12 protein-coding genes are annotated in these 14,978 nt (G+C 58.4%); 6 read left to right on the top strand and 6 right to left on the bottom strand.

Going from position 1 to position 14,978, the window contains the following annotated elements; genetic code table 11:
- Position 1 precedes the first annotated feature (1 nt).
- Complete coding sequence (locus tag VLY20_09335) at positions 2-529, bottom strand: MarR family transcriptional regulator (GenBank protein ID HUK56845.1); 528 nt, start codon at positions 527-529, stop codon at positions 2-4.
- Positions 530-985: 456 nt separating this feature from the next.
- A complete protein-coding gene (locus tag VLY20_09330) occupies positions 986-2,017 on the bottom strand; it encodes a hydrolase (GenBank protein HUK56844.1) in 1,032 nt (343 codons plus the stop codon).
- A gap of 188 nt (positions 2,018-2,205) precedes the next feature.
- On the opposite strand from VLY20_09330, the gene VLY20_09325 reads away from it, so the two are divergent.
- Positions 2,206-3,075, top strand: coding sequence for an NmrA/HSCARG family protein (locus VLY20_09325; GenBank protein ID HUK56843.1), 870 nt, complete (start codon positions 2,206-2,208; stop codon positions 3,073-3,075).
- On the opposite strand, the gene hpnE is transcribed toward VLY20_09325, so the two are convergent.
- The 4 genes from hpnE to VLY20_09305 all read right to left on the bottom strand — a co-directional run bounded on the left by hpnE (position 3,072) and on the right by VLY20_09305 (position 7,206).
- Positions 3,072-4,400 (bottom strand): hydroxysqualene dehydroxylase HpnE, encoded by a 1,329-nt coding sequence (gene hpnE / locus VLY20_09320; GenBank protein ID HUK56842.1) that lies wholly within the window; start codon positions 4,398-4,400, stop codon positions 3,072-3,074. The two genes, VLY20_09325 and hpnE, sit on opposite strands and share 4 nt — an antisense overlap.
- The gene (gene hpnD, locus VLY20_09315; GenBank protein ID HUK56841.1) at positions 4,397-5,254 is read right to left on the bottom strand and encodes a presqualene diphosphate synthase HpnD; all 858 of its coding nucleotides are present in this window, start codon (positions 5,252-5,254) and stop codon (positions 4,397-4,399) included. The genes hpnE and hpnD overlap by 4 nt, the downstream gene beginning before the upstream one ends.
- Positions 5,251-6,171 (bottom strand): squalene synthase HpnC, encoded by a 921-nt coding sequence (hpnC, locus tag VLY20_09310; GenBank protein ID HUK56840.1) that lies wholly within the window; start codon positions 6,169-6,171, stop codon positions 5,251-5,253. Before hpnC ends, hpnD begins: the two co-directional genes overlap by 4 nt.
- A gap of 84 nt (positions 6,172-6,255) precedes the next feature.
- Complete coding sequence (locus VLY20_09305) at positions 6,256-7,206, bottom strand: patatin-like phospholipase family protein (protein HUK56839.1); 951 nt, start codon at positions 7,204-7,206, stop codon at positions 6,256-6,258.
- 367 nt (positions 7,207-7,573) lie between these two features.
- Between VLY20_09305 and hemE the strand changes: the two genes are divergently transcribed.
- The 5 genes from hemE to VLY20_09280 form a co-directional block, all read left to right on the top strand.
- Positions 7,574-8,608 (top strand): uroporphyrinogen decarboxylase, encoded by a 1,035-nt coding sequence (gene hemE / locus VLY20_09300; protein ID HUK56838.1) that lies wholly within the window; start codon positions 7,574-7,576, stop codon positions 8,606-8,608.
- A gap of 80 nt (positions 8,609-8,688) precedes the next feature.
- The gene (locus VLY20_09295; protein ID HUK56837.1) at positions 8,689-9,879 is read left to right on the top strand and encodes a GAF domain-containing protein; all 1,191 of its coding nucleotides are present in this window, start codon (positions 8,689-8,691) and stop codon (positions 9,877-9,879) included.
- Positions 9,880-9,885: 6 nt separating this feature from the next.
- Positions 9,886-10,563 carry a response regulator transcription factor gene (locus tag VLY20_09290; protein HUK56836.1) on the top strand — a complete coding sequence of 226 codons (678 nt, stop codon included), beginning with the start codon at positions 9,886-9,888 and terminating at the stop codon, positions 10,561-10,563.
- Positions 10,564-10,710: 147 nt separating this feature from the next.
- Complete coding sequence (locus VLY20_09285) at positions 10,711-11,046, top strand: hypothetical protein (protein ID HUK56835.1); 336 nt, start codon at positions 10,711-10,713, stop codon at positions 11,044-11,046.
- Positions 11,047-11,117: 71 nt separating this feature from the next.
- On the top strand, positions 11,118-14,978 hold a 3,861-nt coding region (locus VLY20_09280; protein ID HUK56834.1), incomplete at its 3' end, for a multicopper oxidase domain-containing protein.

The raw sequence follows: 14,978 nt of genomic DNA, 5'->3' as shown, positions 1-14,978 counted from the left end.
ATCACTTTCTCGTTCGGGTTCTGCGGGAACGGCTCGCACCCTTGCCGGCGGCCGGCGTCGCTTGTATGCCCACGGCGGTGTCCCGGGACTCGATGGGCTGGTCATCGAGAGCGCATACATTCCGGTGAATACGTTCCAGCAGATCCATAAACGCGTCCCGGTCCTGCCGGCGGATGCCGGCGAATGTCTCGGCGCGAGTCAGCTCGGCCAGGCGCCAGATTTTGTCAAGGAGGGTCCGGCCCTTGCCGGTTAGGTAGAGGCGGCGCGCGCGACGGTCCCCTGGATCAGGACGCCGTTCGAGCAGACCGTCGGCTTCCATGCGGTCGAGGATACGCACCATCGTCATGGGTTCCACATCGGCGAGTTCGGCGAGCCTGGCCTGACTGACACCCTCGTTCTTCTCGAGACGGACCAGCGCCTTGCACTGCGGAAGTGTCAGGGAAATCCCCCGCGCCCGCTGCTCGAAGCGAAGCACATACCGATGGCTTACGTCCTTGAGCAGAAAACCGAAGTTGCGCAGTCGATCCATCGATTGTCCATTATCACGGATGGCCGATAAGCCCCCGACAACAATTCCGTGTGCGTCACGAAAACGTCGATGGGCAAGGCGCCAGACAGGATCGCCATTTCACCCCCGCGCGAGACAGGGAAGCGTCCTCACCTGCAGTCAACTGATAATAATATTTATAATAACAAACGATATTATCTCACACATTTGAATGTCTGTCAAGCCGGCTTCCGGTGCTGGTGGAGTTTAGGGACACCGGGATGATTAACTCTGCTCCAATCCGCCAAACCGCGTTAGCGCCGGGTCGCGTCCGAAGTTGACCTTCGGACGATTCAGGCATTCCTGGGACATCGGTATAGACAAACACGCTTTTTTACTTTACTTTGGTGGTGGGCCAGAGACGGGTTTTCAGTTTGATCGGCAATCTTTATGGGCCAATCCAGGAGATCTCATTGAGCGCGCGGGGTGTTGATCATGTCAACCGCTTCCGGTGCGGACAAGGGAATCCAGATAGGCCAGTACTCTGCGGTCGACCCAATAAGTGACCGCTCCCGGACTCCTTCCCTCGACGAACCCCACGTGTCCGCCGCGGGGAGTGAACTCGGCCGTCAGCCAGGGCGACCGGGCCACGGCGTCATGCGGCAGACAGGAAGCGGGGAGAAACGGATCGTCGTAGGCGTTGAGCAGGAATGTGGGTTTCCGGATTTCTTCAAGCCACGGCCCGGCGCTTGAGCGGGTCCAGTAATCCCGCGCGTCCTTGAAACCATGAATCGGCGCGGTCACGCGGTCGTCGAATTGAGCGAAGCTCCGGATTCGAGCCACCTCCTTCGGGTCCAAGAGGTCGGGAAACATTTTAACCTTCAGCAGCACTTTCTGCTTGAGCGTTCGCAGAAAGACCTGGCCGTAGATCCGGTGGATGCCGTGGTCGATCCGGTGGGCCGCGGCCGCCAGATCGAACGGGACGGAGACCGCTACGGCGGCTCGAATGGATTCGGGAATTTTTTCTCCGTGTTCGCCCAGCCATTTCAAGAGAACGTTTCCGCCCAGCGAGTAGCCGACCAGTCCGATCGGCCGACCCGGATTGTCCGAGACGACCGACGAGACGATATGATCCAGGTCACCCGTTTCTCCCGAGTGGTAAAACCGGGGGCGCCGGTTGATCTCGCCGCTGCAGGATCGAAAATTTATGGCCACGCCGTCCCAACCCCGCCGCTCGGCTTCGCAAAGCAGTCCGAGCACGTAGGGAGAACGCGAGGAGCCTTCCAGGCCGTGAAGAACAACCAAAAGCGGCCGGTAGCCGTGCCGTCGGACGGACGCAAACCAGTCCAGGTCGATGAAATCGCCGTCCGGTGTGTCCACACGCTCTCGAAGGAGGGGCGGCTCCGGCCGGCGGTCGAACAGGCGCCGCCAGACCGTCTGCCGATGCGGCCCGCGAAGCCACCACGCGGGACGGAATTCGGAGACCGCCTTGGTATGAACCCTTTGATCGATCGATGGTTGAATCGCCATTTTCGCAACCGCAAGCGCAACAGATATTCATTTTACACGAAGCCGAGCTTAAATGGAATGCCGACGGCCATTTTTTTCTTGACCCAACGATCACAGGAGGGATAGCCTAAGATTATTCATTCCCGATTTAAGGATCTCATGGGCGGGCCGCCCGCCTGAACTACCATAAACGATTGACGGAGGTGGTCATGAATCAGGGAAAAGATCTGATCCTCATTACGGGTGCGACGGGACAGCAGGGCGGCGCGGTGGCGCGCGAGTTGCTATCACGCGGTCACAAGGTGCGCGCGATGACACGCAAACCCGATGGAGATGCGGCCCGGGCGCTGAAAAAACTCGGTGCGGAGATGATCGCGGGGGATCTCGACGCCCCGAAATCGCTGGAGGCCGCCCTCACCGGCGCGTGGGGCGTCTTCTCGGTCCAGAACACCTGGGAGGCCGGCGTGGCGAAGGAAGAGGAGCAGGGCAAACGCCTGGCCGAGGTCGCCCGGAAGAAAGGCGTCTCGCATTTCGTCTACACTTCGGTCGAGTCGGCCCAACGCAAAACCGGCATCCCTCATTTCGACAATAAGGGACGGATCGAGGAGACGGTTCGCCGGCTCGGTTTTCCTTCCTACACGATCCTGCGGCCCGTCTTCTTCATGGATAATTTTCTCTCGCCCTGGTTCAAGCCGGCCCTCGATCAGGGAAAGCTGATGATCGGGCTCAAACCGGCCACGCGCCTCCAAATGATCGCCGTGGAGGACATCGGGAAGTTCGGCGCGCGGGTTTTTGAAGAGCATGAAAAGATGAACCGGAAGGAGATCGACCTGGCCGGCGATGAGAAGACGATGCCGGAGACGGCCGTAATCCTGGGCAAGGCGACGGGCAAAACGGTCGAGTTCGCGCAGGTTCCGATCGCGGAGATTCGCAAGTCCAGCGAGGATTATGCCCTCATGCTCGAGTGGTTCGACCGGGTCGGATACAGCGCGGACATTCCCGCACTCGCCAAGGCGTACGGGATCCGGTTGACGACCCTTCCCGAATGGGCCGCGAAAGCCCTCCGGACCCGGGCCTAACGCCGGAGTATCAATTCCGCGCAACGGTGTCCGCTCGTGACCGCGCCTTCGATGGTCGCGGGGAGGCCGGTGCGGGTCCAATCGCCGGCCAGGAAGAAATTCTCGTACGGGGTTTCTTGCGTCGGGCGCCAGCGCTCGGCCTCGGGACTACAGGAGTACGTCGCCTGGCGCTCCTTGATCAACCGGGAATGGATGAGTTTGGCCTTCCCGACCTCCGGGAAAAATCGTCCCAGGTCTTTGCGGGCCAGCGCGATCAGCTCGTCCCGCGAACGATCGATCAGATCATAAGCCCCGCTCGTGATGCAGGCCAACGCCCCGGCCTGGGTTTCGTCTTTCTTCCAAAGGCGCGACTTGTCGAAGACCCACTGGATCGGGGAGTCGATCAGCCCGACGAACTCCTCGTCCATGATCGGCCGGTCGAACCAGAGATGGATCGAGACCATCGGCGAATCGCCCAAATGGCCGAGCGCCTCGAACGGGCCGCCTTCTTGCTCGAGCTCCGGCGGCACCAATTTTCGCAGGGCCGAATGCGGCACGGCGCTGACGGCATAATCGGCCGTCATCGCCCCGCCGTTGCGCAGCACGACGGCCTCGAATCGGCGCCCGGAAAAGGCGAGCCGGTCCGCGGGCGCGTTCAGGTACACCTCCCCGCCGCGCGCCTCGATGAATTTGCGGGCCTGTTCGGTGTAGAGATCACCCAGCCCGACGGTGATGATGCCGAAGGAGGAATCCCGGAGCGATCCGAGGAAGGTCTGTTTCAGTACGCGGAGGAACAGATCCGCCGAGGCCCGGTGGGGAAGTTCATTCAAGGCCGAAATCGCGAGGGGATACCACCAGCGTTGGCGGAGCGACTCCGGTTGACGGAGGGAATCCATCCATTCCTTGAGCGTCATCGTGTCCGGAAGCGACCGCTTCATGGCGATCGAAGCCCCGGCCCGGAGCAGATGCAGGCGGTCCGCGACCGATAGTCCCCGACAAAGGGCGACGCCGAACGCCAGATGAAGGGGCGGGGGAAGCGGCCGGCCGCTCAGAATCATCCGGCGGCCTCCGGGCTCGACCAGCACCATTCGAAAGCGGTTTTGATAACGGACCAGCCCGTCCGACCCGATCGCCTTTAAAAATTTCTGAGTCTCATGAAACGCGCCCAGCAGCGCATGCTGGCCGTTGTCGATCAGCTCGCCCGTCGTCCCGTCTTCAACCGAATAGGCCCGGCCACCCAGTATCCGACGTTGTTCGATCACGGTGACCTTCACGCCCCGGCTCGCCAAGGCGACGCCGGTCGACAGGCCCGCGAAGCCGCCGCCGATGATCAGAGCCTTCTTCATGCCGTGACGGCCCGCGCGCCGCCGATCCGGTTCATCAGCGCGGTCTTGAGAGCCAGGGCCAGTTTCCGCGGTTTGGAGAGGCGGACGCGGCGCTCGAAAACGTTGTACCGGGCGTCCCTGATCTGATGGAGCAGCGCGGAATAAATGGCGGCCATGATCTCGGAGGCGATGAGCTGCCGTCGGTGTTCGGGTTGGACCAGTTCGGCCGCCCGCCGGAAATAGTCGCCGGCGCGTTCGGTCTCAAACCGCATGAGCTCCGCGAACGATTCGTTGTAGGTTGAGTTCAACAGCTCCGCCTCGGTGTACCCGAAGCGGCGGAGGTCGTCCTGCGGGAGATAGATCCGTCCCCGTTGCGCGTCGTCCTTGAGGTCCCGGAGGATGTTTGTAATCTGAAACGCGATGCCCAGCGCGACGGCGTAATCCTTGTACGACTCCCTCGGACAGCCGAAGATCTCGATGCAGATCAGACCCACGGTGCCCGCGACCCGGTAACAATATTGAGAGAGATGAACGAAGTTGGCATAGCGCGAGACGGTCAGGTCCATTTCGACCCCTTGCAACAGCTCCTCGAAGTAGGTTCGGGTCAGCTTAAACTCTTCGACCGTTTTCTGCAGAGGGATGACGACCGCATGGGTTCCCCGTCCGGCATAACATCGGTTCAACTCTTCCCGCCAGAATTCCAACCGGCGCTTTTTTTCTTGCGGACTCAGCGCGCCGTCGGAAACGTCATCCAATACCCGGCAAAAGGCGTAGACGCGCTCGATCGCTTCCCGCTGGGGTCCGGGAAGGAACAGAAACGACGGGGCAAAGTTGCTGCTTCGGTGCGCCGCCTGGGATGGTTGTGACGGCATCATCTAGATGATTTCTCCTGCCGGCGGTATCGGGCGATCGCGGATTTTGTCACGACGGCGATCTTGTCTTTCAACCCGATGGTGGGACGGTGAGAAAAAACATCGTAATCCGCGTTCTCGATGCGGTCCAGGATGGCCATTCCCCCGTTCCAGACGAGATGGAGCTCGAAGCGCAGGTCCCGTCCGACCCGGTCGCAAAGGCCGCGGCCCCGGTGAAACAATTCCCTCGTCCGCGCGATTTCATGCCGCATCAATCGGCGAAAAGCCTCGTTGCACCGCCGGCTCCGGAGGTCTTCTTCGCTGTAACCGAATTCCGCCATGTCTTCTTGAGGGAGATAGATCCGATTTTTTCGGAAATCGACTGCCACGTCTTGCCAGAAGTTGGTCAGTTGAAGCGCGGTGCAGATCGAGTCGGAAAGTCGATGCCGTTCCGGGTCGTGATCGTCGAACAGGAGCAGGACCAGACGACCGACCGGATTGGCCGAATACCGGCAGTAGGTCAGGAGATCCTCAAACCGGGCGTGATGCTTTGCGGTCACGTCCATCTTGAAGGCCATGAGGAGATCCTGAAAGAGAGCGACGGGCAGGTCGAATCGCTCGATCGTCTCTTTGAGCGCGATGAAGACGGGATGCTGCGGTTTTCGCCAGACGCATTGGAGCAGTTGATTCTCCCAGTTTTCGAGGAAGGCCAAGCGCAAGGTGTCGACATAGTCGGGTTCATCCGCAAAATCGTCCGCCATGCGGGCGAAGGCGTAGACACTGTGGACATACGGCCGGAGCCTTTTGGGAATGAAGCGGGAGCCGACCGGAAAATTCTCGTAATGGCTCAAGGTCAGGCGCTCGCAATACCCAAAAGCCTCTTCGAGGGTCCATGAACCCTCCTCAAGTTCGGAGGGGGGCGGCGGGGAATACCGTGTCATGATTATGATTTAACACACACCGCGCCTGGAGTCAATCGGTGCGGTTTCGGAGGGCCGGGGGAAGGAACAACACGGAGAAAGTCGTTAGGTTGATTGGCTGGCCAGTCCCGCCTTTAGAGAAGGGGATTGCGCCCGCTGTTCGGATTCATTCGCGTTTCGGGAAAGCAGTTTCAGGGTGTCCTCGTATCCCAGCTCGATCGCGCGTTTCAGCTTGTAGCTGTTTGAAAATTCCAGCGTTCCGAGTTCCAGGCTTTTCGAGGGTTGCAAGAGGATCATTTCGACCGGATGGAGTTCGCCCCGAGGGTAGAGGCTGTTGATGCGATTCAGGTGGTGCGCGTCGTCCAGAAGAATGGCGTACTGGCTGGCTTCCAGAAGCGTAATAGTCAGCGCCAGGTTGTTTCGGATCTTCTTGTTGGCGAAATCCTCCCTCCGGCTGTTGATTGCCGCGTAGATCTGGGTGGCCCCGCTTTCGATGGCCGTCTTGAAGGGAACATTGTCCGTCACGCCGCCGTCCACCAAGACGTGGTCGTCCACTCGGACCGGTGGAAAGATCACCGGGATGCTGGCGGAAGCCAGAAGGCAGAGGTCGAGATGAGGGCTGTCGTTGTAGAATCGGAAGACTCTTCCCGTCACCAAGTCGAAGGCGCTGACGATGAGTTTTTTGGAACTGGTCCTGACCTTGTCGAAATTCACGCTGTTGCGGATCAAGTCCAGGAGCGGTTTTGAGGAGAAATAGGGGTAGGTGAAATTTCCAAAAAAGGAGGCGATAAAGGACATCTTCCACATGCGCGAGTAAACTTGTTCGGTGGTAAGGTGTTCCCAGATTTCGAGGAGTTTTCTCTCCTCGCCTGCGACCACCATCGCCGCGCTCAGGGCCCCTGAACTCGTTCCGCAAACGATGTCCGGATGGATTCCCAGATCGCACAGCGCGTTCACAACCCCTACCGAATAGGCCCCCTTCGAACCTCCGCCGGAGAGAACCAGGGCAACTTTTCGTTTTCCATTGTCTGAGCTGGATGGGTGTGTGGGATTCATTTTGAACAAAGTCTCCGATCCGTTTGTCGTTGATTTAATTTTACCATCGAAGGATGGACTGTCAAGATGAATCATTCATAAGACAGCGGGCCATCACCGGCATGGTTGAGCATTTATAATCCGGGGCCGTCGATCTACTGGAAAAGTCCCGATCTCAACGGTTGATTTGTCCGTTGAAGGAATAAAATGTATCGGTTGTTTCTCTTGCATCCTCATGATTTCTAAATAAATTTTGTTCTTTCGGTCCTGAATTCGAATTGACACGTTCAATCTCGGCTGATACAATATTCTGAATTTTTTTCTCGTGTTTCCGAAAACGCCACTTTCGAGTATTCGGATCAGAGCATTATTTTAATCGGAATGGATAATGAGCCGTAGGGACCGTTTTCTGTTCGCCTGCCAGAGAAAGCCCGTCGATTGCACCCCGGTCTGGTTCATGCGCCAGGCCGGGCGGTACATGAAGGAATATCGCGAAGTCCGGAAGACGCACTCCATCCTCGCGATTTGCAAGACCCCCGAACTGGCCGCCCAGGTCACGCTTCAGCCCATCGAACGTTTCGACGTGGATGCCGCGATCATCTTCGCCGATATCCTGCTTCCACTCGAGCCGATGGGCATCCAGTTGGAATTTGCGAAGGGCGAGGGACCGGTGATCCATAACCCGGTACGTGATGAAGCGGCTGTTCGGGCGCTTCAGCCCTTCGAACCGGACGAAAAGACGCCTTTTGTGATGGAGGCGATCCGGATGGTCCGTCGAGAACTCGACGGGAAGGTTCCGTTGATTGGATTCTGCGGAGCGCCGTTTACCCTGGCCAGCTACATCATTGAGGGCGGCCATTCGAGTCATTACATTCAAACGAAGCGGATGATGCTTCATGCGCCTTCGCTCTGGAAGGAGTTGATGGTGAAACTCGCCGACGCCATGGCCGGCTACCTTCGGGCCCAGATCCGGGCCGGGGCGCAGGCGGTTCAGATCTTTGATTCCTGGGTCGGTTGTTTAAGTCCGGAGGATTTCCGAGAGTATGTCCTGCCCTACACGCGGCGGATGATCGACGGTTTGAAAACGGAGGGTGTTCCCGTGATCCATTTCGGGACAGGGACGTCCGGATTTCTGGAATCCATGCGCGAGGCCGGTGGAGAGGTCATCGGCGTGGATTGGCGAATCCATTTGGATGAGGCCTGGAAACGCGTGGGACCGGAAGTCGCGATCCAGGGAAATCTTGACCCCGTCGTCCTGTTCGGTCCGACGAAGGAGATTGAACGACGCGTTCACGACATCCTTCGGCGTGCGGGGGGCCGGCCCGGTCACATCTTCAACTTAGGTCATGGAATCCTTCCCGAAACGCCGGTCGAGAATGTCGAGGCCGCGGTCGAATTTGTCCATAAATTAAGTCGTACGTGAGCCATCCCGCAATCGGCCTTTATTTTTCCCTGGCATCCCGGTATAATGGGGTGGACAAAGAAATGGGGAGGGGACGAATCGTGAAGGCTCGGAAAATTCCGCGGCGGTTCGATGCGGCGGAGATTCTTCATCAAAGAAACTCCCAATTTTCGACGCTCAACCGGCTGTCGGCCATCATCAGCCAGACGGGCAGTCTGGACAAGGCGGTGGGCGGCACGCTGGACCAGCTTTTGGAGTTGACCGGAGCCGACATCGGATCGGTTCATATCCTTGAGCCGAAGACCGACCATCTAAAGTTGATCGCGAGCCGCGGGATTTCCCGGGAGTTTATCTATGCGGAGGACTGTATTCCCGTCGGCGACTGCCTCTGCGGTCGGGTGGCCCAGACCGGCGAGTTGGTCTCTTCACCCGACCTATCGACCGAGGTTCGCTTAACCCGGGCCGCCTGTCGGGATGAACCGTTCGGTTCGGTCGTCAGCATCCCGTTGAAATCGAGAGACCGTGTGCTGGGGATCATGACGGTTTATGCGAAACGCCCCCATGCGTTCATGAAAACGGACCAGGAGTTCCTTGTTCTTGTGGGCCGTCAGATCGGCGTGGCGATTGAAAACGCCCAGCTCTATGCGAGGACTCGCGAATTGGCGGTCGCGGAGGAGCGGAACATGATCGCCCGGGAGATCCATGACGGCATTGCGCAAAATCTGGCCTATTTGAATCTGGAGGCTAAAAAACTGGAAGACTTGTTGAATAAGAGCGCCCCGACGCAGGCTCTGTCGGAGTTGAACCAGATCCGTCGGGTGATCCAAGACACCTACGAGGACGTCCGGGAGCTGCTCGTGAATTTCCGAACGAAATTTAAGGAGGATCAGGACTTCCTGACGGTCTTGTCCGACTACGCGCAGGATTTTAGCCGCAGGACCGGAATTCGGGTTCAGCTTCCCCGATCCGACGTACCCGCGCTGTCCCCCACCGTCCAGGTGCAGCTGTTCCGTGTGATTCAAGAAGCCCTGTCGAATGTTCGCAAACATGCATCCGCCGAGGAGATCACGATATCGCTCTCATCGACCCCGACCCATCTTGAGGTCAAGATCCAAGACGACGGCCGCGGCTTTGACTCCCGGTCGCTTCCGAACCAGAAACATCCCCGCATGGGGCTGGAGATCATGAAAGAACGCATGGCGCATCTGCAGGGTGAGTTGCGCTTGGAGTCGCAACCGGGCGCCGGGACGACTCTCCGCGCGACCCTTTCTCTGGAGATGGCGAAGAGATAAAATGCGATGCCTCCCGTCAAAGTTCTCATTGTAGACGATCACACTCTTTTTCGAAAAGGACTCGCCAGCCTGCTTCGGCAGCAGCGAGGGATCGAGGTGGTCGGAGAGGCCAAGGACGGCGAAGAAGGCGTCCGAATGGCCCGGGCGCTCAAGCCGGACGTGATCCTCATGGACGTCAATATGCCGATCTCCAACGGCATTCAGGCCACCCGGGCCGTTCGCGAAACGATGCCCGAGGCGCAGATCATCATGCTCACCGTCTCGGAGGAGGACGAGGATCTTTTCTCGGCGATCAAGGCCGGAGCCCGAGGCTATTTGCTTAAAAATGTGGAACCCGACCAACTCATCAAAGCCATCCATCTCCTGGCTGCGGGAGAGGCCGTTATTCCTCACTCGATGGCCTTGAAGCTGCTCAACGAGTTCAGCAGCATTGCCCATAAAATCGATACCCCATCGGAATCCAAGGTGAACCTCCTGACAACGCGTGAACACGAAATTCTCCAATTCTTAGCCAAGGGCAGCAGCAATAAGGAGATTGCAAACGCCCTTTGCCTCTCCGAGCACACGGTCAAGATCCACCTCAAGAATATTCTCAAAAAACTCCATATGAATAATCGCATCCAGGCCGCGATCTATGCCCACGAACAAGGCCTCGTGAATCAAAAATCTCTCCGTAAAGATTGAAGAACTCCGTTTCTCCGGTTTCTTCATAGTCCAGAAGAGCTATATTCGAATAACCCCTTTCCCCCTCAAAAATAGACCATTCGCGGAATAGACAGCGCCTTTAACAAGGGAGTAATCTGCAGTTCGTTAACCTCCGTAGAGGGCTCTATGCAAAAGCGACGGCTTCTTTTAATCACGACGCAATCGTTGTTCGGAACCGGGATCGTCAGCCTTCTGGAGGGGCAGCAGGAGCGTTTGATGATCGAGAAGGTGCCGGATGTGAGGACGGCTCACAAAATATGCGGCAGTTTCAAGCCGGAGGTCGTGGTGGATTTTAGCGAAATGAGCAGCCCGGAAGATCAGGCCCTCTTGCAGGAATTGGTTTCCCGCTATCATACGAGGGTTGTTCATTGCACACTGGAGGCCAATCAGCTCACGATCTACGACAAGACAAGAATCAAGAACGCCACGGTGGAAGACCTCATGTCCGCCGTGCTGAAATAAATTAAAAATTCTCGGGCGAATAGGCGAAGGAATCGAACCGGCCCTATGGGGGAAAATCAAGGAGGTCAGTCATGAAAACAGGGTACTTCGGATGGTTTGGGAAGACGGCATCGCTCATCGCCGGACTCTATCTGACGTCGTTCTTCGGGGGCGTCTTTTCGCTTCCGACCGCGGTCGCGGAGGAAGGACAATCGCATGCTCAGGTCGCGGATTCCAACGGGCCGACCGGCGCCGACTGGAAGACGAAGCTAAAAGAACAGGTCACCCGGGAAGATTCAGCCGAAGGCCACACGGGACATGAGGACCAGGTGGACGCCGCGATGCAGAAGCTGATGGACGAGATCGCGAAGGGTTCCGGACAACGCGCGGCACACGCCGGCGGTTCGGGGCCTTTCACCGACATGGCCACGATGCAGCAAATGGACCGGAGCTATTTCCTGGGACCGGCCGGTCCCAATGAAACCGTTACCAACGGCGGGCATTGTCCGGCCGGTGCTCCGGTGAAAGAGTACGATGTCTCGGCGATCAATGTTGAGATTACCCTGAATCAGTGGCTGGACTACCATCCCGGATATATGTATGTTTTGACCGAGAATATTCAGAAGGTCCGTGATGAGGAAAAAATCAATCGTGAGGCCCGAAAGAAGCCGGGGTATGAAATCGGCGCCGTCTCGACCGGTCTTCAGACCGACATGATCCAGCCGCTCAATATCCGCGGAAACCAGGGGGACTGTGTGATCATCACCCTCCGGAATCAGTTGGACGGCGAAGATGTCGGTTTGCATATCCATGGTTCCAGCACGATCGTCAAGGCCACCGGCCAGCCGGCGACATCGGCCAACCCGGATTCGACCGTCAAACCGGGCAAAAGCCAGGTTTTTGAATGGTACATCCGGCCGGACGAGCAGGAGGGCGTGCATGCGATGCACAGCCATGTCGGCCGCGAGCAGGCGAGTCTGGGAATGATCGGGTCCTTTACCGTGGAGCCGATGGGTTCTACCTATCTGGATGCAATCACGGGAAAAGAAACCAAGAGCGGATGGGAGGTGATGATCGCCAATCCCAATGTTCCGGATTTCCGGGAGTTCGTGGTCTTCTACCATGAAATCGGGGATGAATCCTTCCGGCCGCTGAACCGGAACGGCGAAATGATTCCGCAGCGGGACCCCAACACGGATGCCTACCGTCCCTCCGCTCGGGCGCTCAATTATCGCAGCGAGCCCTTCGGGATCAACAACCTCGCGCTTCAGGAAAAGTATTTCCATTTTGAAGACGAGTCGATGGCCTACAGCGCTTACACCTTTGGCGATGTGCCCACGCCGCTTCCACGATCGTATATGGGGGACCCGGCCAAGTTTCGCTTGGTCCACGGCGGCGGCGAGGTCTTTCATTCGCACCATCCGCACGGCGGATCCATCCGCTGGCTTCGTCAGCCGCAAGCCGATGGAAAGGCCGACTTCCTCATGAATGCGGCCTCAAACGGTCCGGTGAAGTTCCCGGAGGTTCGGACGACGTCTGATCGCGTGGACGTGGAAGTGATCGGGCCGACCGAGGCCTTGGATCTTCAAACCGAGTGCGGGTCCGGTCTTTGTCAGCAACTCGCGGGAGATTTTCTGTTCCACTGCCACGTGGCGCACCATTATGTCGCCGGGATGTGGTCGTACTGGCGTGTGTACAACACGCTGCAGATCGGGAACTATCCGTTCGGCAGCACCGACATCATGCCGCCCTTGCAGGAGCTTCCCGACCGGAAAGGCCGGATGAAGCCGGCCGTGACCTCCGACAAGCTGGTCGGAAGGACGATGGACTGGTACGACAAGAAATGGAACATCACGGCGGACAAGACGGACTTCTCCAAGGCCGTTCCGGATGTTTCGATCAAGGACTGGGTGAAGATGATGCTGCCGCCGGCCGGACAGCCGGGCCACGTCGCGGACGAGAAGGGCCAGATCGAGGCCTACGATGCGACGGTATGGGACTGGACCTGGGACGGGAGCAAGGCGATGGGCGAACCGGAAGTGACGGGGACCTTCCCGTGGCCCAAGTACACCTCTCCGATGCCGGGGAAGCGGCCGCCGATCCTGTTCGAGGAGAAGACGGGGAAGCTGGCTTGGCCGCATTTCAAGCCGCACCTCGGAAAGCGGGTTCCGTTTGCCCGCCATCACGGACCTGCGCCGTGGCTGGAGCCGATTCATATGGATAAGAATACGGGAGCCTTGTCGACCGATCCGGGCAGTGTCGGTGCACCGGGAAGTGAAACGACCCTTCCGGCCCGACCGGGAGAACAGGGGCGTTGGAGTCTCTGTCCTGAGAATGCGGGAAGAAAGCAATACACAATCCACTTTATCGAAACACCGATCACGATGAATGACGCCATCGGCAAAGAGAAAGCCGTGGTGGATCAGCACGGGACGATCTATGTCCTCCAAGAAGAGGAAGCCGCCGTGAGGGCGAACAGCGATCTGGCGCGCCCGTTGGTCTACCGTGCCAACGTCTATGACTGCGTGGACGTCATCCTAAAAAGCGAGTGGATGGACAATGACACCACCAATTTCCAGATGTCGAAGATCAACATCCACCCGCATTTCATCCAATTCGACAACCAGTCTTCGGACGGCGTGATCACCGGCTTTTCTTATGAGCAGTCGGTCCGGCCGTTTACGGAGATGAAGAAAGACAAACAGGCGGGACTTCCGGTGCCGATGAATTCCACTCTAACCGAGGACGTCAAGGCCGGAGCCGTCAGCATCAAAATCAAGATGCCGGAAGGGGCGACGCCGTATCATGTCGGAACGGATATCATGATCGGAATGAACGAGGTCAAAACCTCGGAGGTTCGGTGGATCAAGGACATCAAAGGGGACACGGTCTTTTTCAGTGAACCTTTGAAAAATAGCCACAAGAAGGGAGAGATCGCTTCGGTGGAGTATGTCCGTTATCGGTATTGGGTGGACGCCGACTTGGGAACGGTCTTCTGGCATGACCACGCCCTCGGCGGCACCACCTGGCCGCACGGCGCGGTGGGCGGTCTGATTGTCGAGCCGTTCGGCTCCACCTATCATGATCCGAAAACCGGGAAGGAGATCCGGAGCGGACCGATCGCCGATATCCATACCACCGAGCCGGTCGGCTATGGGGTGAACGGCAGCTTCCGGGAGTTGGTTCAGTATCTTCATGACACGGTGCCGTACACCGCGCAGGTCGTAACGGCGGGGAATCCTCCCGGCCAGACGGTCAAGGCGGCCATCGACGCGGGGCAGGCGCTTTTCTTCCAGATGCCGTATGACCTGGACTTGGTGGCCGTCCCGATGCTCAACGGCGGAACGCACACCACCGGGGGCGGTTTCTTCTTCCGGGCCGAGTCGATTGCAAAACGGTTGAAGTTCAAGCCGGAGCCGTCGATGGTCTTTTCGACCCGGGTTTACGGAAAGGATCCCGGTACGCCGCTCCTTAGGGCCTACGTGGGAGATCCCATTGTGTTTCGATTGCTGCATGTCATGATGAATGAGAGCCACACGTGGCACATTGCCGGCCATGCCTTCCGGACGGAGCGGTATGCCGAGCATTCGGATTTCCGGAATGCCTATCATGTCGGCATTGCCGAACGCTACGATCTGGTCACCAAGGCCGGTGGACCCCAGCAGATGGCCGGGGACTACCTCCACTTTGACGGCCGCGCATCGCATTTCTCAGAGGGAAGCTGGGGAATTCTCCGGGTGCTGGATAAAGAGGTCCCGGATCTGAAGAAGCTGCCGGGCCATGAGGTGGTTCCGGCTTCCGCGAAAACGGTCTGCCCGGCGGACGCGCCGGTGAAGAGCTTCAACGTGATCGCGGCGGATCGGGCGTTAAAATACAATCCGAACGCGCCGGACATGATCGACGTGGACTTCGACCGCAAGCTGCAGGTGGCGAACCCGACGGGCAAGATCTAC

Source organism: Nitrospiria bacterium, assembly GCA_035517655.1.
Lineage (GTDB): Bacteria > Nitrospirota > Nitrospiria > JACQBZ01 > JACQBZ01 > JACQBZ01.
This window is presented reverse-complemented; position numbering and strand designations above follow the sequence as displayed.

What these genes read in the sequence shown, in the direction of transcription:
- VLY20_09335 (HUK56845.1), bottom strand. Translation starts at nt 529, where the DNA reads ATGGATCGACTGCGCAACTTCGGTTTTCTGCTCAAGGACGTAAGCCAT.
- VLY20_09330 (HUK56844.1), bottom strand. Translation starts at nt 2,017, where the DNA reads ATGGCGATTCAACCATCGATCGATCAAAGGGTTCATACCAAGGCGGTC.
- VLY20_09325 (HUK56843.1), top strand. Translation starts at nt 2,206, where the DNA reads ATGAATCAGGGAAAAGATCTGATCCTCATTACGGGTGCGACGGGACAG.
- hpnE (HUK56842.1), bottom strand. Translation starts at nt 4,400, where the DNA reads ATGAAGAAGGCTCTGATCATCGGCGGCGGCTTCGCGGGCCTGTCGACC.
- hpnD (HUK56841.1), bottom strand. Translation starts at nt 5,254, where the DNA reads ATGATGCCGTCACAACCATCCCAGGCGGCGCACCGAAGCAGCAACTTT.
- hpnC (HUK56840.1), bottom strand. Translation starts at nt 6,171, where the DNA reads ATGACACGGTATTCCCCGCCGCCCCCCTCCGAACTTGAGGAGGGTTCA.
- VLY20_09305 (HUK56839.1), bottom strand. Translation starts at nt 7,206, where the DNA reads ATGAATCCCACACACCCATCCAGCTCAGACAATGGAAAACGAAAAGTT.
- hemE (HUK56838.1), top strand. Translation starts at nt 7,574, where the DNA reads ATGAGCCGTAGGGACCGTTTTCTGTTCGCCTGCCAGAGAAAGCCCGTC.
- VLY20_09290 (HUK56836.1), top strand. Translation starts at nt 9,886, where the DNA reads ATGCCTCCCGTCAAAGTTCTCATTGTAGACGATCACACTCTTTTTCGA.
- VLY20_09285 (HUK56835.1), top strand. Translation starts at nt 10,711, where the DNA reads ATGCAAAAGCGACGGCTTCTTTTAATCACGACGCAATCGTTGTTCGGA.